Raw genomic sequence first — 20,875 nt, 5'->3', positions numbered from 1 at the left:
GCGGTTGCTCTCCGGATTAACGCGCGCCAAGGTCGGCCAGCGGGTGTTGCCCTGCCGGCCACGGCGCAGTGAAGAAGGTGGCTGCCCAGGCCGCATCGGCCTGTTCCAGCGTTGGCGGTTGCCATGCGGGCTGGCGATCCTTGTCGATCAACAATGCTCGGATGCCTTCGGCGAAATCGCCGTGCGCGGCCGCGTGCAGCGCCACCACGTATTCGGTGCGAAACGCGTCCGCCAGCGTGGTGGTGCCGGGATGGCGTTGCAGCTCCCACGCCAGCCGTGCAGAACCCGGCGCGCCAGCGGCAAAGGTGGCGCGCGCGGCCTGCAGCCAGGCGTCTTCGCTTTGCAGTGCCAGTAGCGCGTCGGCAACCTGCTGCAGCGTGCCGGCCGAGACGATGGTCGCGATCAGCGCAGCGTGCAGTTGCAAGGGGCCAGGTTCCATTGGCTGCGCCAGACCCTGCAGGAAAGCGCCCAGCTGCGCGCGATCGTGAGCGGCATCACCCGTCCAGGCATGCGCGCTCAGCGCATCCAGCACCGCATCGTATTGCGCATGTTCCAGGCGCACGTCGGCCAGCCCGGCGTAGATGGCATCGCTGCCGTTGAGCGGTGCGCCAGTGAGCGCGAGAAACAGCCCGCCGCCGTGCGGCACGCGGCGCAGCAACCAGCTGCCGCCCACGTCCGGAAACAATCCCACGCTGATCTCCGGCATTGCCAGCCGCGAGCGCTCGGTGACCACGCGATGGCTGGCACCCGACATCAAGCCGATGCCGCCACCCATCACAATGCCGTGCCCCCAACACAACACCGGCTTGGGAAAGGTGTGGATGCGATGGTCGAGGCGGTATTCCTCCTCGAAAAACGCCGCGGCATGCGCATTGGCCTGCGGTTGCGCAGCGCGTTGCGCGATCTCGGGCATTGCCTCCGCATGCGCACGCATGCTCTGATAAAGCCCATGCAGATCGCCACCAGCGCAGAACGCCTTTTCACCGGCGCCACGCAAGACCACGCAGGCAATCTGCGCATCATCGGCCCAGGCACGCAGTTGCGCGTCCAGCAACCGCGTCATGTCCAGCGACAGACCATTGAGGGTCTTGGGCGCATTCAAGGTGGCGATGCCGATGGAGTGACCATCGGCGCAGGCACGTTGCTCGAACAGCACCGGTGCCTGGTCGGACGCGTGTGTTTCCACCATCATTGATCGCTCCACTGCGGCGCGCGTTTTTCCAGGAACGCGGCCACGCCTTCGCGCTGGTCGGAATGTTCGAACAGGTCCACGAAGGCCTCGCGCTCGGCAACCAGCGCGGCCGCGTGCGTGCCATGGCGGGTGGCCTGCACCAGGCGCTTGCACGCCGCCACGCTCTGCGGGCTTTGCTTGCCGGCGCGTTGCGTCCAGGCGATGGCGTGCGCGCGTGCTTCGCCGGGGCCGACCACCTCTTCCACCAGGCCGATGCGCTGCGCGGTGGCGGCATCAATGCGTTCGCCAAGCAGGATCATGCGCTTGGCCCAGCCCTCGCCTACCAGCCGTGCCAGGTTCTGCGTCCCACCGGCGCACGGCAGCAAGCCGACGCTGGCTTCCGGCAATGCCAGATGCGCCTGTTGTTCGGCAATGCGCAGATCGCAGGCGAGCGCGCATTCCAGGCCGCCGCCCATGGCGTAGCCATTGATCGCCGCGATCGACACGCCTCGAAACGCGCTCAAGGCTTCGAAGGCCTCGCCGAAACGGCGCGCTGCCTCGCGTGCCAGCGCCTTGTCGCCCTCGGCAAATTGCTTGAGGTCGGCGCCGGCACTGAAGAACTTGTCGCCGGCGCCGGTGATCACCAAGGCGTAGATGCTGCGGTCGGCATCCAGCGCCAACACCAGGTCGCGCAACGCGGCCAGGCTGTGCACGGTCCAGGTATTGGCTGGCGGGTTGCTCAACGTCACGATGGCGACGTGGCCATCGCGCTCGACCTGCAAGCCGGTATGCGCGCGTCCTTCCCAATCGCTCATCGCAACTCCTCCTCGCTGTTGAGCAGGTGGCGCGCGATGATCATGCGCATCACCTCGTTGGTGCCTTCCAGGATGCGATGCACGCGGCTGTCGCGCAGCAGGCGCTCGATCGGGTATTCACGGATATAGCCATAGCCGCCGTGAATCTGCAGCGCCTCGTCGCAGATCGCAAAGCCGGCGTCGGTGGCAAAGCGCTTGGCCATGGCGCACCACACCGTTGCGTCGTGGCTGCCGGCGTCGAGCTTGCGCGCCGCGGTGTGCACCATCTGGCGCGCGGCCACCAGTTGCGTGGCCATGTCGGCCAGCTTGAATTGCAGCGCCTGGAAGTCGGCGAGCTTCTTGCCGAACTGGCGGCGCTCACCCATGTAGCGGCGCGCCGCATCCAGTGCGCCTTGCGCGGCGCCCAGCGAGCAGGCGGCGATATTGATGCGGCCACCGTCCAGCGCCTTCATCGCCATCTTGAACCCTTCGCCTTCCTTGCCGAGCAGGTTGCCGGCGGGAATGCGCACATCGGTCAAGGTGATGCCACGTGTGGGCTGGCTGTTCCAGCCCATCTTTTCTTCCTTGCGGCCGTAGCTGATGCCCGGCGCATCCGCCGCCACCACGAACGCACTGATACCGCGTGCGCCGTCGTCACCGGTGCGTGCCATCACCACCAGCACATCGGTGGCGCCTGCGCCGGAAATGAAGGCCTTGCTGCCGTTGAGCACGTAGTCGTCGCCGTCGCGCTGGGCGCGGGTCTTCAACGAGGCCGCGTCCGAGCCACTCCCCGGCTCGGTCAGGCAGTACGAGCCCAGCTTGGCACCGCTGGTCATCGCCTCGCCCCACTGCGCACGCACGCCGTCATTGCCGTAGCTGGCAATCAACCAGGTGGCCATGTTGTGGATGGTGATGAAGGCGGAAGTGGAAGGATCGACCGTGGCCAGCTCCTCGAACACGATGGCCGCGTCCAGGCGACGCATGCCCAGGCCGCCAACGCCTTCGTCGGTGTACAGGCCGCAGAAGCCCAGCTCGGCCGCCTTGCCGATGGCCTCGCGTGGGAAGTGGCTTTCCGCGTCCCAGCGCGCGGCGTGCGGGGCCAGTTCCTTGTCGGCGAAGTCACGCGCGGCAGCACGGAAGGCCTGCTGTTCGTCGTTCAAATCCACCGGGTCGGTGGGCAGTTGGATCGCTGCGTTCATGGCTGTGGGCTACGCTTATTTGAGGGAAATGGTGGTGTTGACGCCATGCCCCAGCGTCTCGTCGTCGAACCAGCGCGCGGTGATGGTCTTGGTCTGCGTGTAGAACATCACCACCTGTTTGCCGTACGGCCCCAGGTCGCCGAGCTTGGAAGCGCGCGAGCCGGTGAAGGAGAACAGCGGCACCGGCACCGGGATCGGCACGTTGATGCCGACCTGGCCCACGTCGATGTCTTCCTGGAAGCGCCGCGCGGCCGCACCGGACTGCGTAAACAGCGCGGTGCCGTTGCCATTGGGATTGGCATTGACCAGTGCGATGGCCTCTTCCAGCGTGGCCGCTTCCAGGATCACCAGCACCGGCCCGAAGATTTCTTCGTCATAGATGCGCATGCCCGGGGTGACGCCGGAAAAAATGGTGGGGCCGACGAAATTGCCATGCTCAAGACCAGGCACCTGCGGCGTGCGGCCATCCAGTTCCAGGGTGGCGCCTTGCTCCACGCCCGAGGCGATCAGCCCTTCGACGCGCTCGCGCGCCGCGCAGGAAATCAGCGGCCCCACGTCGGTCCCCGGCGTGCTGCCGGCGCCCAGTTTCAAGCCCTTGGCCTTGGCCACCAGCGCCGGAATCCACTGCCGTGCCTCGCCCACCAGCACCAGCGTGGAGGCGGCCATGCAGCGCTGGCCGGCCGCACCGAAGGCCGCGCCGACCATCGCATTGAGGGTCTGCTCCTGATTGGCGTCCGGCAGCACCACCGCGTGATTCTTGGCGCCCATCATGCATTGCACGCGCTTGCCGGCCAGCGAGGCACGCCGATACACATGCGTGCCCACCTTGGTGGAGCCCACGAACGATAGCGCCTTGATATCGGGGTGGTCGCACAGCGCGTTGACCACTTCTTCGCCGCCGTGCACCACGTTGAGCACGCCCTTGGGGATGCCTGCTTCCAGCGCAAGCTCAACCAGGCGCATGGTCACCATCGGGTCCTGCTCGGAGGGTTTGAGCACGAAGGTATTGCCGGTGGCGATGGCCATCGGAAACATCCACAGCGGAATCATGGCCGGGAAGTTGAACGGGGTGATGCCGGCGCACACACCCAGCGGCTGCAGCAAGGTGTAGGTGTCCACGCCATTGGCGACGTTGTTGGCCAGCTCGCCCAGCTGCAGGTTGCCGATCGCCGCGGCGTGTTCCACCACTTCCAGGCCGCGGAACACATCGCCTTCGGCATCGGCCAGGGTCTTGCCCTGCTCGGCGCTGAGGATGGCGGCCAGGTCGGGCGTGTGTTCGCGGATCAGCTGCTGATATTTGAGAAAGATGCGCGCGCGGGTTCCGATCGGCGTCTTGCGCCAGCCCACGAAGGCCTGCTGCGCGGCGGCCACGGCCGCGTCCACCTCGGCCGGCGTGGCAAAGGGCACCTGGGCCAGCACAGTCTGGTCGGCCGGGTTGACGACGTCCTGCCAATGCGTGGTGGCGGAGGCGACCAGGGCGCCATCGATCAACAGGGAAACGCGTGGGACGGATTCGCTCATTGCAGGGCTCGCTTACAAAGGGGGCTGACCAGCTGCTTCGCATTGTTCGCACCCAGCCAGCGCCTTCCCAGTCTTGAACTGCTTAATCGCGCTAAGCTGCGGGCAGTCTTTTGCGAAGCTTGCGAATGCCCCAGTCCAGCGCCCTCCTCCGCCATCAGCTCGGCCTGCGTCTGCAGCGCCTGCGTCAGCGGCACGGGCTGACCCAGGCCGAACTGGCACGCCGGCTCGGCCTGTCGCCGAGCTATCTCAACCAGATCGAACGCAACCAGCGCCCGCTGACGCTGGCGATCCAGCAGCGCCTCAAAACCGCGCTGGGCGACCTGGACGGCCTGCTGAGCGCGGACGACCCGGCGGCACTGGTCGAGCCGCTGGATGAGGCGTTACGCGCGCTCGGGCATGGTTTGTCGGCGGCGGAACTGCGCATGCTCACCGGCAACCTGCCGCAGGTGGCACAGGCGCTGCTGGACCTGCAGCGCGCGCATATGCATCTGCAAGAACGCACTGCCGTGCTGGAAGTGCAGGTGGGCGCCGAACACGCCGCGTTGCCGTCGCTCTCGCCGGGCGAGCAGGTGCGCGACTACTTCAACCGCGCGCACAACTATCTGCCCGAACTCGACGAACGCGCCGAAGCGCTCTACACCGAACTTGGGCTGACCCCGGAAAACCTGCCGCTGCGTCTGCGCCAGCGCCTGGCCGACCGCCACGGGCTGCTTGTGCAGGAAGCGCCCGACCTGCACAGCGACAAACGCAGCGTGGATGCGCAGGCACGCGTGCTGTGGCTGCCCGCCCATCTGCGCCCCGGCCAGCAAGCGTTCCAGATGGCGGCGCAATTGGCCTTGCTGGAATGTGGGCCACTGCTCGATGCGCGCATCGCCGATGCCGGGTTTGAGGATGCCGAACGCATTGCGTTGTCGCGGATCGGCTTGTCGAACTATTTTGCCGGCGCGCTGGTGATGCCGTACACGCCGTTCCTGCGCAGCGCGCAGGCATCGCGCTACGACATCGAATGGCTGGCCGACCGCTTCGGCGTCGGCTTCGAGGCGGTGTGTCATCGCCTGAGCACCTTGCAGCGGCGCGGTGCGGCAGGCCTGCCGATCTTTTTCATGCGCGTGGACCGTGCCGGCAATGTGTCCAAGCGCCACTCCGCCACCGACTTCCATTTTTCGCACGTCGGCGGCGCCTGTCCGTTGTGGATCGTCTACGAAGCCTTCAACCAGCCCGACCGCATCCTCACCCAGATCGCGCGCATGCCCGACGGCCGTCGCTACTTCTGGCTGGCCCGGCAGGTGACCAGCGGGCCGCCCGGCTATGGGCGGCCGCGCAAGACCTTCGCGCTGGCGATGGGCTGCGACCTGCGCCATGCCGATCAACTGGTCTACGCACGTGGCTGGGATCTGGGCGCGGTGGACGATGCAGTACCGATCGGCCCGGGCTGCCTGACCTGCGAACGCAGCGACTGCGTGCAGCGCGCATTCCCGGCGCTGCCCCGGCTGCCGGGCATGCGTTAGTCCACCCACGCGTCCGGCGCCGCCACCTCATGCAGACGCGATGCCGCGCACTACGCCAGCGTGACGCAAGCGGGCGCTAGCGCTGCACTGCAGCATTCCAACGCGAGATAGCTCCCGCAAAATGCTTCATTGGAATGGAATGTCATGCGCTTCTACCCTGAAGCGGACACATGCAGTACAGGGGGCGCGCCATCGGGTCATACGATGACGCGGCACGCATACCGCAGGTGCACCACTAGCGCATTCGCAACACCGTCATTCCGCGTAGAAACACGCTAGCCGCGCGTTCCGCGCCACCCAGCCACACCCGTGGCCGGCCTCATTCCGATTCGGTCATTTTGTCCTGGGAGGGATCAAAAGATGCCTGTTCACCACTCCGCCCGCCCGGTCAGCCGGCACGCGCGTCCGCTGCCTGCCCGTGCAGTGCTGTGCACCACCATCGCCTGCGTGCTCGCCACCGCCTTCAGTGCCCAGGCCCAGGACAGCACGCCGCCCGCGCAGCCGCCGGCCACTGGCGCGACCACCGCCCAGGCGCCGGTCACGCTGGACAACATCACCGTGATCGGACAGCGCGCCAGCCTCAATCAGGCCGTGCAAGCCAAGCAGATGTCCGACCATGTGATGGAAGTGATCTCCGCCGACAACATGGGCCAGATGCCCAATGTCACCGTCGCCGAGGCGCTGGTGCGCCTGCCCGGCGTCAACGGCACCCGCGACCGCGGCAACGAGAGCCTGGCCACCGTGCGTGGCCTGGGCCCGCGCATGACCATGGGCACCGTCAACGGGCGCGAAATCGCCTCGTCCGAACCCAATCGTGCCGTGCGCTGGGAAGTGTTCCCTACCGAAATCGTCTCCACGGTCAAGGTGTATAAGACGCAGTCGGCGGACCTGGTGGCCGGCGGTCTGGCAGCCACCGTGGACATCTCCACCATCAGCCCGCTGGACTACACCGGCGCAGGCTTTGTTGGCACCGCCGGCCCGGTGTTCTACGACCATGCCAAGGACGTGGACGGCTACAGCCCATGGGGTAACCGCTTCGGCGCCAGCCTGGTGCACAAATTCAACGACAACCTGGCCGTGGCGTTTGGCGCCACCTACCAGAAGCAGAAGAACTCCAACTCGTCGATCGGCAGCTGGGGCTATACCGACGCCACCACCTCGCGCGATGTGGATGGCGATGGCACCGTGGACCCCACCCCGTTCGGCGCCGCCGACCAGCTCAAGCTGACCGAACAGACCCGCACCGGCGCGATGGGCACGGTGCAATGGCGCTCGGGCAACTTCGAGATGAAGTTCGACGGGTTGTATTCGCGCATCGAAATCGACGAGGACCAGCTGCAGAACTGGTTCAACGGGCTGGCCTTCAGCACGTTCTCGACCGGCGCCAACCCGTACACCACACCCGGCTCGTCCTACACCATCGTCGATGGCGACGTGGTGGCCGGCACGCTGGCCAACTCGAACCTGCAGGTCGACCATGTGGTCAGCCACTACAACGAGGTCAAGACACTCACCGCGGGCGGTTTGAACGCCAAGTGGAACGGCGATGTGTGGACGCTGGCCAGCGACCTGTCGTTCTCGCAGGCCAAGCGCGACAACACCTGGCAGGCGGTGCGCTTCGGCAGCAACCCAGACACGGTGTCGTTCGATTTCCGTCGCAGCGTTACGCCCACCATCCGCACCAGCTCGGACACGCCCGAATACGGCATCGCCGGCCAGACCGAGCCGCAGGCATTGCGCGACAAGATCGCCGCGCTGGCGCTCAACGCCGGCCGCCAGATCGACATGGCCGCGTTCACCTCGGTGGAATTCGGCGTGCGCGCCGCGCGCCGCGAAAAACAGAACCGCCGCTTCATCAGCAATCAGTCCGGCTACGACCAGCCGATTTCGGCATACCAGAACCTGATCTATCCGGTGACCATGCCGGACTTGAACGTGCCCACGCTCACCGGCGGCAACATGGACGCCATTGCCGATGTCGGCTTCGGCGGGTTTGATCCGGCCACGCTCGACGAGCAACTGCTCGACCACTGGAACGTCAAGGAAGACGTGCGCGAAGCCTTCGCCAAGGCGGTCTTCAGCTCACAGCTGTTCGGCACCGATGTCACCGGCAATATCGGCGTGCGTCTGGTCAGCACCAAGACCACCAGCGACGGCTTCGATTCGGTTGGCACCACCGTGCAGGCCAGCAGCGACAGCAAGGACTACACCGACGTCCTGCCCAGCGCCACGCTCAACTTCCTGATCGACGACCAGCGCATCCTGCGCTTTGCCGTAGCCAAGGTCATCGCACGCCCGCCGCTGGACGAATTGCGCACCGGCCGACGCCTGGACGACCCCACCGTGACCGTTGGCCAGCTCACCGGCAGCGGCGGCAACCCGCAGCTGGACCCGTTCAAGGCCACCCAGGTCGATGTGTCGTACGAGTGGTACTTCCACAAGGAAGCACTGGCCGCGCTGGCGGTGTATCGCAAGGAAGTGGACTCCAGCATCGGCTACCGCACCGACCGCGAAGTGATCAACGGCCTCGATTACCTGGTCAGCGCACCGTTCAATGGCGGCGGCGGGCATATCAACGGCGTGGAGCTCACCTTGCAGACGCCGTTCTACTTCATCCCGCACATGGAAAATTTCGGTGTCTACTCCAACTTCTCGCTGGTCGATTCCAACCTCAAGGAATTCTCGCCGGCAGACAACCCGTTGCCGCTGAGCGGCCTGGCGCGCAAGACCGGCACCTTCGACCTGTGGTACAGCAACGGTACCTTCGAAGCGCGCGTGGGCTACAAGTACCACAGCCCCTACACAGTGGTGTACGGCTGGAATGCGGCGCGGCTTGCGCGTCTGCAGAGCGAGGGCACGGTGGATCTGAGCTTGAACTGGCAGTACAGCAAGCAGCTGGGCTTCCGCTTCCAGGCCGGCAACCTCACCAACGAACCGCTGCGCGCCTACACCGACAACAAGCCCAACCGTCTGGCCAATCAGGACGACGGCGGCTACCAGGTGTTCGGCCGCCGCTACGCGCTGGAAGCGACCTACAAGTTCTGAGCACCACCGACAGCCTGGCTGCGCAGTCGCACAGGGCGCGCAACCGCAACCGCAGTGGATGTACGCACGTGCATTCCACTTCGCGTGGCCGGCCGCGCCCAGGCGCGATGACCTGCGGCATGCTGTCGGCCGCTTCATGTTTTCGATCTGCCGAGGAATTGCATGCGCTCCACTCACCGCCTCTGGGCGCCGGCGCTGCTCGCGCTGGCACTGTCCACCGCCGCTTACGCCGCACCCGCCCCGAAAACGCTGTATCTGGGCGCGGACCTGTCCTACGTCAACGAGATGGAGGAATGCGGCGTGCAGTACCGCGAGAACGGCGTGGTGAAAGACCCGTTCGAACTCTTCCATACACACGGCGCCAACCTGGTGCGTGTGCGGCTGTGGAATGACGCACGCTGGACCAAATACAGCGACCTGTCCGACGTCAAAAAGACCATCCGCCGCGCACGCGCGCAGGGCATGCAGGTGCTGTTGGACCTGCACTACTCCGACGACTGGGCCGATGGCGAAAAACAGCTGATTCCCAAGGCCTGGGCCAGCATCACCGACACCGACGAGCTGGCGCGCACGCTCTACGGGTTTACCTACGACACGCTGAGCGCACTCGATCGCGCCGGGCTGATGCCCGAGCTGGTGCAGGTGGGCAACGAAAGCAATTCCGATCTGATGGACAGCATCCCATGGGACAAGAAGCGCCCGATCGACTGGCAACGCAACGCCAAGCTGTTCAATGCCGGCATCAAGGCGGTACGCGACATCAGCGCACGCTCGGCCATCAAACCACGCGTGATGCTGCATATCGCCCAGCCGGAAAATGTAGAGCCGTGGTTCGCCGCCGCCACCAAGGCCGGCGTGACCGACTTCGATTTGATCGGCATCAGCTACTACCGCAAGTGGTCCACCCAGTCGATGGCCGAGCTGGGCAAGACCATCAAGCGCTTGCGCAGCCGCTTTGATGCCGACGTGGTGGTGGTGGAAACCGCCTACCCGTGGACACTGGCATCCGGCGACACCTCGCACAACCTGCTCGGCGAAGACTCGCTGATTGCCGGTTACCCGGCCACTCCGCAAGGCCAGGCGCGCTACATGGTGGATCTCACCCAACTGGTGATCGATACCGGCGGCGCCGGCGTGGTGTATTGGGAGCCAGCCTGGACCAGCAGCAGCTGCAAGACGCGCTGGGGCACCGGCTCGTCGTGGGAGAACGCCAGCTTCTTCGATTTCCAGCACAACAACGAAGTATTGCCGGCGATCGACTTCATGCGCCATCTGTATACCGGCGCGCCTGCATCGCATCAGCCCGAAGCAGGCAAGCCTGCTGTCGACACGCGAGGCGACGCTGCCGACAACAAGAGGACGCAGCCATGACCGGCATCAATCGCCGCGAGTTACTGCGCGGCATGTTGGCAAGTGGCGTGCGTGCCGCACTCCCGGCCGGTGCAGCCGGTGCGTTGTTGCCCGGCAGTGCGGATGCAGCGCCAGCCGCGGCGAAAGATGCCACGCCGCTCGCCCCGCTCGGCGATGCAAGCCTGGCACCACGCGAACGGCTGCTGTTCGACTTTGGTTGGCGCTTCCATCTCGGCCATGCCAGCGACCCGGCGCGCGACTTCGAGTTCGGCACCTTCCAGCGCACCTTCGCCAAGGCCGGCAAGGACACCGCCACCGCCGCGCAACTGGTCTTCGACGACAGCAGTTGGCAACAGGTGGACCTGCCGCACGACTGGGCCGTGACCCTGCCCTTCCGCCCGGAGCCGATCTCCGCCTCGATGACCGAAGAAGACCCGGCAGCCGCACACGGCTACAAGGCGCTGGGCACGAGCTTTCCGGAAAACAGCGTGGGTTGGTATCGGCGCACGCTGCAGATTCCGGCAAGCGATCTGGGCAAGCGCATCAGCCTGGTGTTCGACGGCGTGTTCCGCGATTGCGTGGTGTTTTGCAACGGCCACATCGTCGGGCGCAATGCCAGCGGCTATTGCGGCTTCGAGGTCGACCTCAGCGAAGTGCTCGACTACGGCAAGCCCAACCTCATCGCCGTGCGCGTGGATGCCACGCTGGGCGAAGGCTGGTTCTATGAAGGCGCCGGCATCTACCGGCATCTGTGGCTGCAGAAGACCGACCCGCTGCACGTGCCGCAGCATGGCGTGTTTGTGCGCAGCAGCGTGCAAGGCGACACCGCCACCGCGCAGCTTTCCACCGAAGTGCGCAACGACGGCACCACGTCACGCCAATGCGTGGTGCAGGCGCGCATCACCGCACCGGGTGGACGCATCGTGGCGCAAGCGGCTAGCGCAGCGGTCACGGTTGCGCCCGGTCAGGTGCAGGTCGTCGAACAGACCGTGCCGCTCGGGCAGGCCGCGCTGTGGTCGATCGATGCCCCGCAGCTCTACACCCTCACCACCAGCGTGCACAGCGCAGGGGTTGCGGTCGATGCGCTTGCAACACCGTTCGGCGTGCGCAGCATCGCTTTCGATGCGCAACGCGGCTTTCTATTGAATGGCGAGCCGTTGAAATTGCACGGCACCAATAATCACCAGGACCATGCCGGCGTTGGCACGGCCATTCCCGATGCCTTGCACGCATGGCGCCTGCGCCAGCTCAAGTCGATGGGCTGCAACGCATATCGCAGCTCGCACAATCCGGCCACCCCCGAACTGCTCGCGCTGTGCGACCGCCTGGGCATGTTCGTGATCGAAGAAACCCGGCGCATGTCCACCGACCCGGAGGCAATGGCCGAACTGGAGACGATGGTCCGGCGCGGGCGCAACCACCCCAGCGTAATCCTGTGGTCGCTCGGCAACGAAGAGCCGCAACAGGTCACCGAACGCGGCGCGCGCATTGTCACGCGCATGCAGCAACGCGTGCGCCAGCTTGACCCCACCCGTCCTACTACGTTCGCCATGGACAAGGGCTTTGGCGACGGCGTCGGCCAGGTGGTGGATGTGGTCGGCTTCAACTACCGCACCAGCCAGATGGATGGCTTCCACGCGCAATATCCCAACATTCCGATCTACGGCAGCGAAACCGGCAGCACCGTCTCGGCGCGCGGCAACTATCTGCGCGACGACACCCGCGGCTACACCCGCGCCTATGATCTGGACCACCCCTGGTGGGCGAGCACCGCCGAAGCCTGGTGGAGCTACGTGGCGCAGCGCCCGTACATCGCCGGCGGCTTCATCTGGACCGGCTTCGATTACCGCGGCGAACCTACGCCCTACAACCGCTGGCCCAACGTCGCCTCGCAATTCGGCGTGCTCGATAGCTGCGGCTTTCCCAAGGACAACTACTGGTACTACCGCGCGCAGTGGACCACCGAGCCAGTGCTGCATCTGTTCCCGCACTGGAACTGGGACGGCCTGCTGCAACCGGACGACAACGGCCACGTCCACGTCTGGTGCCACAGCAATCTCGAAGCGGTCGAACTGTTGGTCAACGGCGTCAGCCAGGGCCTGCAGCAGGTCCCGGCCTACGGCCATGTCGAATGGCGCGTGGCTTACGCACCGGGCGCTATCGAAGCACGCGGCTATCGCGGCGGCAAACTGGTGCTCACCGAACGCCGCGAAACGGCCGGCAAGCCGGCAGCGATCCGCCTGAGCTGCGATCGCAGTGCACTGCGTGCCGACGCCGAAGATGTGGCAGTGGTGAAAGTAGAGATCGTCGACGCACAAGGCAGGCTTGTACCGAATGCCGACCACCTGGTGCACTTCGCTCTGCGTGGGTCTGCCAGGCTGATCGGCGTGGGCAACGGCGACCCCAGTAGCCACGAAGACGACAAGGCACCGCAGCGCAAGGCGTTCAATGGCTTGTGTGCGGTGCTGCTGCAGACCACGCGCAGCAGCGGCGATATCGTGCTGGAGGCCAGCGCGTCCGCATTGCGCCCGGCTAGACTGCGCTTGCAGGTTGCCACGTCGGCCTTGCGGCCGTCGGTGGGCTAACCTCTCCATCAGGTGCAGTTGGCCCCTGCACAGGCCCGCGCCCTATATTGGCGCGGGCAATGCAGACCCGGCTCGCCGCGGAAACGATAGGGCAAGTCGGCGCAACGCTTCACGGCTTGTAGATGACCTCCCTGCAAGTTGAAAGAACTTGCGTGCCTCACGGAGATACACCTAGCCCGACATCCCGGAAGCCGCATCTGACCACCGCGCATCACCTTGTGGTGGCTCAAGCCGCCTGCGTCTTCTCTAGGTGACACCACCGATCATTGCTCAATGCTGGCAGCACCTCATGTCCGACGGCCAGTCTGGAAGCAGGACGTGCCCGCCGAGAGATAGCCTCAGCGACAAAACAGTAGTGGCCCGTCGTCGCACATCATCTTCGCTCTAAGAACCAATCGAGCAGATGACCGCCAGTTCTCGCGTCAACCTTGTGCAAGGTCACGCTTCTGGGTCTGGACGTCAGCGCACAAGGCCATTGCCCAGCGCGCAATTGCCGCCAAACGCACAAAGTCACTTGGCCATTCTGGAAATTGGGTGACGCAGCCGTCATTAGATCTGCATCCCGGCCTACAGCTGCACTGAAAACACGGCGACAAGAGCAGGCAGACAGGCGGACCAGCTTGACCGAAAGCGAGCCGGGAGAAATTTATTTTCTTTCTCTCTGCAACCCGCTTGCCGCGCCGCCCTGTCAATGCCAGATCATCCGCCGCTATTCCACAAAAATATAAGACCCGTACAACCACACCATGAGTGTCAAAAAACTAGCATCAACCTTTGACTACTGCATCGGCTAAATCAAACCCACTTCGCAATTCGACGCCAATTTTTAAAGCAAAGATATGGTTATATTTTGAGATTAAAGAACGTCTTTGAAAAGCAGCAATCCCTTGCCTTCTGCATAAATTAAATTACCCAAAAATAGTAACTAACTTTATCGCACCCACTGACGATTCGTGGCAAGAACTGACATAGATAACGCCACTTGAACATGTACGTCAATCGAAAGCAGCAATCAACCGATCCTGAGTGGGCAAAGTTATAAGACTGGAATCGATCAGATTAAGTCTCGAAACCGCACTGCTGCAGACAAGAATTAGAAATAAGAAAGACCTGGTCACACGCCCAACTTCTGCAACTATTCGCCACTTTCAATCAGCGCAACTGACTCATGCATAGCGCAACTTCTGTGCGGCAACATTAAAAATATTGAATATCCAGCGAATTATCCGTCCTAGGAAAATCAATGACTGAAAATATTAAATACGCTCCCGCGGGAAAGCCCGCTACGCCATTCGTCATGGGTGGACTCATAGCGGTCATTGGGGTGTGCTCACTAGCATATCTTGGAGTTCAATCAAGCAGCGATAAAGCTGTTAACGCAAGCCCCGCAGCCCAGACGCTCTCCCCCGTCGGAGGTAATCATGCGTCGCACCAGGAGCATGCAAAGGTGGGCGGGTTCGAATTCAGCGATTCCACAGATGCTGAGAGTGACAAGCCCTTTGGTGCGAGCGAAGTCCAACACCGCTTACAGGACTTTTTTGATCGTTGGGATTCAGGCCATGCCATGTCCCGGGCACAACGAGACATCTTCATGTCCCGCCTGCTCAGCACGATCGATTCCAGCCCAGAGGCCCGAAAGGCGGTGGCTGACTATTATGCAAAAATACCCGCAAAAGATGCCGCGAATCGAGAAATTATTCAAAACATGATCGTACGCAGCGAGTCCGGCAGAAAGATGATGGTAGACGAGGCAAATCGCATTTGCGCGAGCAAGGACGCCAGCCTCTACACTCCAATGTACAAGACGTATTCAAACTTTCCCGGCACAGCGCCAAGGGAGGCATTGTCGCAGGCGATGTCGGCTCTCAATAGCCAGGCAACCGACGTGCCAACGTCAGTCGCTGCTTTAAACTTTATTGGCACGATTGAAGAAGACACCTCCAAGGACGCAAGAAACCTGAAAAGTACTGCAATTTCGCAAATGAATTCGGTCGTAACCGGAAACGGAAACGATGCAGTGAAAGCGTTGGCTGCCCAGAAAGTCTATCGACTCTCCTCCCCCGATGCCGCAGCAGATGCGGCGGTCAATTACCTAAGAAGCGGTGCAACCGAACCGCTGGTGAGGCAGACGCTCAATTCGATCGCAAGCGGCGATGTGGAACTGACCGCACCCCTACGATCGACGCTCACAACGGCTGTATCGCGACCTTCTGCATCGCCTGAAGAACGGGATATTTTGCAATCCCTGGTACAGGGGCATGGCTAAACCACGCACACCAATTCTAGAGCGTGTTATGAACTTTGAAATAGAGCGGCTGCATTTCCAAGCATCAGGATCGTGAAGACGACAAAGTGCAAACCGGCCAACGTTTCCGGCAATCGCTCATAGTCGCGCGCCAGTCGTCTGAAGCGATTGACCCAGCCGAAGCTGCGCTCGACAACCCAGCGGCGCGGCAGCAAGACAAAGCCTTTCTTCGCTTCTTGCAGCTTGATGACGTGCAACTCAATGCCCTCTTCCTTAGCCGCTTGCGCCGGTTCTTGGCCGGTATAGCCCTGATCCACAAAAGCGATCTTGACCGTTTCACCGGTCACGTGTTGTACCTCCTGGGCCAACGAACGGACCTGTGCGCGTTCCTGCTCGTTGGCCGGCGTGACCTGGACGGCAAGCAGATGTCCCAGCGTATCGACGGCCATATGCACCTTGCTGCCTTTCTTGCGCTTATAGCCATCGTATCCAGCACGCGGCCCGCTTTCACAGGTGGACTGCAGCGTCCGGCCATCAAAAATCACCGCGCTCGGCTGGCCTTTCTTCCCCTGTGCCACACGCAAGAGTGAGCGCAGATCGCTGACCATGGCCTCAAAGCAGCCAGCCTGCAGCCAGCGCTGCGTTTGCTGATACACCGCTTCCCAAGGCGGGAAATCGTTGGGAAGCAATCGCCACGGTGCGCCGGCGCGTGCGATCCAGCGCAGTGCGTTAAACATCGCGCGTAGCGCGTATTTGCGCTGCGGTGCTTGCGCATCCATCAGTGTGAGATATGGCGCAGCGAAGGCCCATTCTTCGTCGGAGATATCGGTTGGATATGGCTTACGAGGCTTCATCCGTATACGTTATCGTGACAAGGGCAAAGTTCATAACACGCTCTAAACAGCCGAGGCGCACGTCACGCCGCTTCACTTGCGATGACCTAAAGAAATTAGGTTAAACGAAAGCAGGCAATAGTATTCAATCGTCGAATTTGCCGGAAGCAGCCAATCTCGCGACTACGATATTTCCCCGGCGAGCTAAGAGGCCAATGCCTCTCACCCCAGAAATAGTAAAAATAATAGCCAATCCTAACTGAAGAACTGCGAATCTCGAGCCTTTAGCTGTATTTGAACCTCGCCCGATTGAGGTTATTCCAAAATTAATTTAAATAATCCAATTACCCAATGGAGAACGAAATGACCATCAAATTAAGCAAATACCTCTATGCTGTTTTTCTTGCATCGACTATCGTGGGAACCGCGCAAGCCGGCGCTCAAAATCCCCACCTACATACGACCTTTGGTGGGTGGAACGGAAAAGATCAAAAATCCTTCTTTGAAGATGAAGGTACCCAAGCGGTGTGTTATGGGGATGAGGCACACTGCCCGACGTCCACCCGATCCACTGCTCGCGGAACTTGCCGAGGCCAAGACTTCAACGTTGGTCTGAGCGCGGACTGGGATTTACCCTTCAAACTTTCAGGCCTCTCCCTTTCCGGTAGTTACAACAGAAGTTGGCAAGAGTGCAACGAGCGCGCTGAGGAAAACTCTTGCCCGCCGAAAGCGCACTCCAGGTACGCGCCTGCTGTTCTCATCGGCGAACGCATGGGAACAACCCATGTTTCCGGCAGCAACTCGGGATGGTTTCAAAATGGTAGCTGCCAGGAGGGCTGGAAGAAAACCTGGCAGGGTGGACCTAACTGGAGGTGTGACTACTACGGCGGCAACTATGACAAAACGGGCTACCTCCCCGAGTTCCGGTACGTGGGTTGCGAGTATGACCCTGTTTAACGGGCCAATCTGGTTCCAGAGCTATTTCTCTTGACCTAGACCGTGATCGTGGAGTGCCTACTCGACTGAGTAGGCACTCCTAAAAACGTTCTGACGCGCATGCAGCGCTCGATGCGCGTGGGCTATCCATCTGGCCGAGCGTTACGCATCGGCGTTTGTCGGGCTTTTACCGTCGTCATGCAAAGCCTCCCACGCGGCATCTTGCCACTTGGGAGCACCTGCTTTCATCGCAACCGCGAAAACGCACCGATCCCCGCGATTGCCAGCCGCTCGGCAGGCACCGCCGGTTCTGCGAACGACAACCGTAGATAGCGAATCTGGCGCACCTCAGGGAAATTCAGACGCTGGGTCGAGAGTGCATACGCGATATTGGATAGCTCGCCGCTACCGGCCGGCTGCCAGTGCTGCCCATCCTCGCTGGTTTCAGCGCGGTAGCCCTTCGGCGGCGCCGCACCGGCCATCACCGTGCGCGAGGGCGTGAGGCTGAAGCCGGCAACCTGATGCAGCGCACCGAGGTCGATGGTGGCCTGCACGGGATGGCCCGGCGTCGGCGCGGGCGTACTCCAGACCGTGCTGGCATCGTCGTCGAGCAATTTTTCCGCCCCTGGCGCGCTCGCCTCGACCACTCGCCAGCCGGCGGTGGACAGCACATCTGGTGCGTTCGCTGTAGGCCGCGCGACCGGCACTGGCGCAACGGCGCGGAACAGCGCGAATTCGCTGATTGCCGGGCACACCGGCGCCTCAAGCACCACCAGGCGCACCCGGCGCGCGGCGACCGGGCGATCCAGCCGCACGATGCGCTGGGCACCGATGCACTGCGCTTCGGCCAGCCGACGCCATTGCCCATCGACCTCGGCTTCGACCGCAAAGCGGGTGACGCGCACGCCCAGCGGCAGATATTCGCGCAGCCGGATCAGGTCGAAACTGTGCAGCGCCGACAGCTCCAGCGTCAGCGTCGGCGTGGTGACATCGTCCGGAGCGGACCAGTAGCTGTCCGGCTGGCGGTCGAGGACGCGCGCCGGCTCGAACCCAGGGCCACGCGATGCGCTGGCACTGGCCTTGGCACCCCTGGCCAGATCGATGGCGAAGCTGGCGCGGATCGCGTCGCCGAAACTCTTCAGCACCGCCACGTCGTGGTCGGGGATGCGGCCGCGTCGGTCGGGCGGAAGATTGAGGTTCATGTTGGTGCCGCGCGCGACGGAGGTGTCGAAATAGCGCACCAGATTCTCCGGGCTACGCACCTTGCCGTCTTCATCGGCATGGTAGAACCAGCCCGGGCGGATCGAGGTGTTGGTTTCGGCCGGCCACCACAGCGCCGCGCCGCGCACGCCGGAATTACCGTTTTCCTGGGTATACGGCGCATTGGGCATGGTCGGCCAGGATGGATCCCCGGCAATACCATCCTCGTTGCCGCCCCAGCGGATATCGGCGCCGAGCGGGTCGAAGGTACAGGCCATCGGCTGATGTTGATGCACCAGCTCGATCATCCGTGGCCAGTTGTAGTACGCGGGCGCATCGATCTTGCGCGATTCGCGCGCTCCACCGTAGTAGCCGTCGCCGCCATTGGCGCCGTCAAACCAGAACTCGAACAGGTCGCCATAGCCTGTGCAGAGCTCGACGATCTGCTTGCGGAAATAGTCGAGATAGCCGGGGCGACCATATTCGGCGTGATTGCGATCCCAGGGCGAGAGGTAGATGCCGAACGCCAGGCCGGCGCGTCGACACGCCGCTGCCATTTCGCCGACGATGTCACCCTTGCCGCTCTTGTAGGGCGAGTTCCGGATGCAATGCTCGGTCAAGCGCGTCGGCCAAAGACAGAACCCATCGTGGTGCTTGGCCGTGAAAATAAGCCCTTTCAGATTGCCAGCCTTGGCAGCAGCAACGATTTGATCGGGTAAAAAATCGCTGGGATCGAATTTGCGCGGATCCTCGTCGCCGTAGCCCCATTCCTTGTCGGTGAAGGTGTTCATCGCAAAATGCACGAAGGCGTATTGCTCCCACCGATGCCAGCGCAGTTGTCGCTTGCTGGGCAGCGCACCCCACGGCGCCGGCCCGTTGGCACGCGGCGTCTGCACGATCCGAGCCGCCGATGCACTGAAGCTGGCGGTAGCGGCAACCACCCCCGTGGCAAGAAAGGTACGACGATCGATCATGAGCGCTTCCGGCTTTGCACAGGCTTCAATCTTAGCTTTTCCAAAACCGAAAGAGTCCTAACCCCGGAGCAACAGGACGGTTGCGCAAGGCACCGCGCGCGCGCAAACCCCTGTGCGGCTGGCGTTGAGAGCGTGCGAAGCAAGCAGCGAACGTTCGTGGCTTGACGTCTGATTGCCCGGCCAAACGATGCCTTATCGGCGCGCGCACGGCATCGCAGGCGGCGTCCGGATCGGCCCCGGTTCCGGCGCAGAGGATCCTGGCAGGTTGTTCAGAGCTTCCTTAGCAACACCACCGATTTGCATGCGGCCTCTCGCGCCAGTGCCAACGTTTCCCTGCTGCGCTGAGATGACTGCGCCCGTGCCGGCCGGATACGCCGGAATGGGTCGTCGAACAGCCCCAACGCCGCCTTGAATGCCAGCACGCGTCTTACTGCGGCATCCAGCCCTGCCATCGGCACCTCACCTGCGGCAACCAATGCAGGCAGGTGGCGCAAATACAAGCCAATTTCCATACTGATATCCACCCCGGCCAGGAACGCCAACCTTGCCGCATCACGCTCATCGGCCGCCACGCCGTGCGCAATCAATTCCTGGTCGGCCTTGAAGTCGGATACGACCAAGCCGGGATAGCCCCATTCCTGGCGCAACAGCCCATCCAGCAGCCATGCATTGGCTGTGGCCGGAATGCCCGATAGTTCGTTGAATGCAGCCATGGTCGTCACCGCGCCCGCGGCAAAAGCGGCCTGGAACGGCGGGAAATACACTTCGCGCAGCGTGCGTTCGGATACATCCACGCGGTTGTAATCCAGCCCACCCTCGGCCGCGCCATGGGCAGCGAAGTGTTCGTGGCAGGCGGCCATTGCTTCGGGATGGGCGAGCCCGGCACCACCCTGGAAGCCGTGCACCCGCGGCTGCGAAAACAGCCGCGCCAGCTGCACGTCTTCGCCAGCGGCTTCCACGCCACGCCACCGGCGTGCATCGCGGGCGATATCCACCATGGGCGCAAAGGTCCAGTCGAGACCCACTGCACTGGCCTCCCTCGCCGCTGCACGCGCCATGCGCCGCGCCAGCTCTTGCTCGAAGCTAGCCGCTTCACCTAGCGGCACAGGGAACACAGTGGTGTCGCCATGGACCACATCGGCAGCGAACAGCATCGGAATCCGTAACCGGCTTTGCAGCGCTGCATTATTGACGCGCAGCCGCACTGCGCCCATGTGCGAACCTGATTGGCGGAAGTTCTAATCCTTCCGCATACGCAAATGTATTCGGCCAGGCGAAGGCATGCCACACGGCACACATACTTCATCCGCACACGAAATGACAGATTCCGTTGCGGAATGATCATTTCGCAATTGAAGCGCCCCGGATCTCCGGCTTGATGTCATTTTCGAATCACTGACGACGATGACGTATGCCACGCAAGGTGGCCGTGAATGCCAGGGCACGCCTGAGCACTTCGATTGCACGCCGAGAAGTTCGCACTGTATTTGCCCGGACCGTGGATGACGGCACGT

Annotated in this window: 12 protein-coding genes and 1 pseudogene; 6 read left to right on the top strand and 7 right to left on the bottom strand. The window is 63.0% G+C overall.

Going from position 1 to position 20,875, the window contains the following annotated elements:
* Window positions 1-16: 16 nt before the first annotated feature.
* From ACCQ01_RS07005 to ACCQ01_RS06990, 4 genes are read right to left on the bottom strand one after another with little or no spacing between them, the layout of a single operon-like run.
* The gene (locus tag ACCQ01_RS07005) at window positions 17-1,189 is read right to left on the bottom strand and encodes an enoyl-CoA hydratase/isomerase family protein (RefSeq protein WP_228432669.1); all 1,173 of its coding nucleotides are present in this window, start codon (window positions 1,187-1,189) and stop codon (window positions 17-19) included.
* A complete protein-coding gene (locus ACCQ01_RS07000) occupies window positions 1,189-1,986 on the bottom strand; it encodes an enoyl-CoA hydratase (RefSeq protein WP_228432656.1) in 798 nt (265 codons plus the stop codon). The genes ACCQ01_RS07005 and ACCQ01_RS07000 overlap by 1 nt, the downstream gene beginning before the upstream one ends.
* On the bottom strand, window positions 1,983-3,164 hold the full coding sequence (locus ACCQ01_RS06995; RefSeq protein WP_228432657.1) for an acyl-CoA dehydrogenase family protein: 1,182 nt from the start codon (window positions 3,162-3,164) through the stop codon (window positions 1,983-1,985). The genes ACCQ01_RS07000 and ACCQ01_RS06995 overlap by 4 nt, the downstream gene beginning before the upstream one ends.
* 15 nt (window positions 3,165-3,179) lie before the next feature.
* Window positions 3,180-4,685 carry a CoA-acylating methylmalonate-semialdehyde dehydrogenase gene (locus ACCQ01_RS06990; protein WP_228432658.1) on the bottom strand — a complete coding sequence of 502 codons (1,506 nt, stop codon included), beginning with the start codon at window positions 4,683-4,685 and terminating at the stop codon, window positions 3,180-3,182.
* A 125-nt stretch (window positions 4,686-4,810) separates the two neighbouring features.
* Between ACCQ01_RS06990 and ACCQ01_RS06985 the strand changes: the two genes are divergently transcribed.
* The 5 genes from ACCQ01_RS06985 to ACCQ01_RS06965 all read left to right on the top strand — a co-directional run bounded on the left by ACCQ01_RS06985 (window position 4,811) and on the right by ACCQ01_RS06965 (window position 15,439).
* Window positions 4,811-6,193 (top strand): helix-turn-helix domain-containing protein, encoded by a 1,383-nt coding sequence (locus ACCQ01_RS06985; protein ID WP_228432659.1) that lies wholly within the window; start codon window positions 4,811-4,813, stop codon window positions 6,191-6,193.
* Between the two features lie 360 nt (window positions 6,194-6,553).
* Window positions 6,554-9,238 carry a TonB-dependent receptor gene (locus tag ACCQ01_RS06980; protein WP_228432660.1) on the top strand — a complete coding sequence of 895 codons (2,685 nt, stop codon included), beginning with the start codon at window positions 6,554-6,556 and terminating at the stop codon, window positions 9,236-9,238.
* Window positions 9,239-9,400: 162 nt separating this feature from the next.
* Window positions 9,401-10,609: a glycoside hydrolase family 53 protein gene (locus ACCQ01_RS06975; protein WP_228432661.1), complete on the top strand. Its 1,209-nt coding sequence runs from the start codon at window positions 9,401-9,403 to the stop codon at window positions 10,607-10,609.
* Window positions 10,606-13,173 (top strand): beta-galactosidase GalA, encoded by a 2,568-nt coding sequence (gene galA / locus ACCQ01_RS06970; protein ID WP_228432662.1) that lies wholly within the window; start codon window positions 10,606-10,608, stop codon window positions 13,171-13,173. Before ACCQ01_RS06975 ends, galA begins: the two co-directional genes overlap by 4 nt.
* 1,243 nt (window positions 13,174-14,416) lie before the next feature.
* On the top strand, window positions 14,417-15,439 hold the full coding sequence (locus ACCQ01_RS06965) for a hypothetical protein (RefSeq protein WP_228432663.1): 1,023 nt from the start codon (window positions 14,417-14,419) through the stop codon (window positions 15,437-15,439).
* Between the two features lie 26 nt (window positions 15,440-15,465).
* On the opposite strand, the gene ACCQ01_RS06960 is transcribed toward ACCQ01_RS06965, so the two are convergent.
* Window positions 15,466-16,272 carry an IS5 family transposase gene (locus ACCQ01_RS06960; RefSeq protein ID WP_006449292.1) on the bottom strand — a complete coding sequence of 269 codons (807 nt, stop codon included), beginning with the start codon at window positions 16,270-16,272 and terminating at the stop codon, window positions 15,466-15,468.
* A 342-nt stretch (window positions 16,273-16,614) separates the two neighbouring features.
* Here ACCQ01_RS06960 and ACCQ01_RS06955 point away from each other — a divergent pair, with 342 nt between their 5' ends.
* Window positions 16,615-17,208 (top strand): hypothetical protein, encoded by a 594-nt coding sequence (locus ACCQ01_RS06955; protein WP_228433055.1) that lies wholly within the window; start codon window positions 16,615-16,617, stop codon window positions 17,206-17,208.
* A 224-nt stretch (window positions 17,209-17,432) separates the two neighbouring features.
* Here ACCQ01_RS06955 and ACCQ01_RS06950 read toward each other — a convergent pair whose 3' ends face one another.
* Together ACCQ01_RS06950 and ACCQ01_RS06945 are read right to left on the bottom strand one after the other, a co-directional pair.
* Window positions 17,433-19,361 carry an alpha-L-fucosidase gene (locus tag ACCQ01_RS06950; protein ID WP_228433054.1) on the bottom strand — a complete coding sequence of 643 codons (1,929 nt, stop codon included), beginning with the start codon at window positions 19,359-19,361 and terminating at the stop codon, window positions 17,433-17,435.
* Window positions 19,362-19,639: 278 nt separating this feature from the next.
* A pseudogene (locus tag ACCQ01_RS06945) lies at window positions 19,640-20,557 on the bottom strand (glycoside hydrolase family 3 N-terminal domain-containing protein); the annotation flags it as partial.
* Window positions 20,558-20,875: the final 318 nt, after the last annotated feature.

It is taken from the genome of Xanthomonas sp. NCPPB 4037, from assembly GCF_041475695.2.
GTDB classification, from domain to species: Bacteria; Pseudomonadota; Gammaproteobacteria; order Xanthomonadales; family Xanthomonadaceae; genus Xanthomonas; species Xanthomonas campestris.
Note: the sequence above shows the minus strand (reverse complement) of the source record. Positions and strands in the feature narration are given on the sequence as shown.

Coding starts and splice junctions, on each gene's coding strand:
- ACCQ01_RS06990 (WP_228432658.1), bottom strand. CDS start 4,685: ATGAGCGAATCCGTCCCACGCGTTTCCCTGTTGATCGATGGCGCCCTG.
- ACCQ01_RS06975 (WP_228432661.1), top strand. CDS start 9,401: ATGCGCTCCACTCACCGCCTCTGGGCGCCGGCGCTGCTCGCGCTGGCA.
- ACCQ01_RS06960 (WP_006449292.1), bottom strand. CDS start 16,272: ATGAAGCCTCGTAAGCCATATCCAACCGATATCTCCGACGAAGAATGG.
- ACCQ01_RS07000 (WP_228432656.1), bottom strand. CDS start 1,986: ATGAGCGATTGGGAAGGACGCGCGCATACCGGCTTGCAGGTCGAGCGC.
- ACCQ01_RS06955 (WP_228433055.1), top strand. CDS start 16,615: ATGACCATCAAATTAAGCAAATACCTCTATGCTGTTTTTCTTGCATCG.
- galA (WP_228432662.1), top strand. CDS start 10,606: ATGACCGGCATCAATCGCCGCGAGTTACTGCGCGGCATGTTGGCAAGT.
- ACCQ01_RS07005 (WP_228432669.1), bottom strand. CDS start 1,189: ATGGTGGAAACACACGCGTCCGACCAGGCACCGGTGCTGTTCGAGCAA.
- ACCQ01_RS06985 (WP_228432659.1), top strand. CDS start 4,811: ATGCCCCAGTCCAGCGCCCTCCTCCGCCATCAGCTCGGCCTGCGTCTG.
- ACCQ01_RS06965 (WP_228432663.1), top strand. CDS start 14,417: ATGACTGAAAATATTAAATACGCTCCCGCGGGAAAGCCCGCTACGCCA.
- ACCQ01_RS06980 (WP_228432660.1), top strand. CDS start 6,554: ATGCCTGTTCACCACTCCGCCCGCCCGGTCAGCCGGCACGCGCGTCCG.
- ACCQ01_RS06995 (WP_228432657.1), bottom strand. CDS start 3,164: ATGAACGCAGCGATCCAACTGCCCACCGACCCGGTGGATTTGAACGAC.
- ACCQ01_RS06950 (WP_228433054.1), bottom strand. CDS start 19,361: ATGATCGATCGTCGTACCTTTCTTGCCACGGGGGTGGTTGCCGCTACC.